The sequence below is a fragment of the Waterburya sp. genome (assembly GCF_058530065.1).
In genome coordinates, this window is sequence record NZ_JBZNBU010000420.1 from 1 (window position 1) to 1,199 (window position 1,199).

General features: G+C 34.4%; 1 protein-coding gene. It reads left to right on the top strand.

Annotated features, from left to right (window positions below):
• A partial coding sequence (locus tag AC33VI_RS23050; protein ID WP_491784601.1) for an MBL fold metallo-hydrolase RNA specificity domain-containing protein occupies positions 1-756 on the top strand: 756 nt, incomplete at its 5' end.
• Positions 757-1,199: the final 443 nt, after the last annotated feature.

The window sequence follows — 1,199 nt, forward strand, 5'->3', positions numbered from 1 at the left end:
CAAATAGAAGATGCAGAAGACATCTTTCAAGGAAAATTCCCTTGCATTGTCTTGGTAGATCGTAAAGAAGATGCACTGTCGTACATCTCTTCCAAAGCTGGTAAATGGTTAATTTTATTTCCAGAAAGTCCCCATGTAGACACCACAAATTTTGCACAAAACAGAATACGTTTGGTAAAAAGACAAGAATGGATTACCCAAGAAACATATTTGCTAGCAGAACATAGTGATGGTCGCAATACTACCCAATTAATCCATAATTTGCGCCCCCAACACGTTATTTTAGTTCATGGTTTGGCAAATTATCTCCTAGAATTAGCTAGTTTAGAAGAATTGTGTAATCGCTATCAAATCCACTCTCCTAGTAATGATAAACTATTAGAATTGCCAATCGGCGATCGCTTTATTCAACCCAAAAACCCTACTCCCACTCACTACGAAGGAGAAATCAACGAAGGTAATTCTTACATTAGAATTACTTTTCCCGATAGTTTAAATAACGATCCTCGTTGGAATAAATTTGCCGATACAGGAATTGTAGAAGCCCGTTGGCAAGGAGATGAGCTAACTTTAAGGGGTATACCACAAAGAGAATTACTCTACTCCAATCAAGACCCCACCATAGCAGAGGATTTAGATTGTTGCCAAACCTGCCGTCATTATCGCAGTCAAAGATGCTGGAATCAAGGCTCTCCCCTCTATGGTTTTAAGGTAATTCCTGAAGGTTATTGTCCCGTTTTTGAACCAAAAGAATAAGCTTTGTTGTTGTTTTAGTACTTTCTTAATAGTTATTTTGTTTTAAGTGAAAGGTCTGAAGCATAGTAAAAAATCTATCGATAGATTTTAGTCAATAATTAATTAGTTCGTATTTAACAATAACTTTGATAATATTTTTAAAATCAACTTTACATTTCTGAATCGTAAATATTTCTTGAAAAAAATCTAATTAAATACAGAATAAAATTCTCGAAAAATTATCTAATTTCAGTTAAAGTTTTTCTAGAATAAGTTTAGGCAATCGATGTTTTTGTATTGTTAAAGACATCTTAGAAAAAGCGATCGCGCAGTACCTTGCTTCATGAGATCGCCAAGCACGATAAATTTCTAGACAAGCCCGAAAATACGTAATCTTTAAATACTACATCTTGATGTGGGGAAAGTAAGAAATAAACATGAATATATGTGAGAACGACCAAACC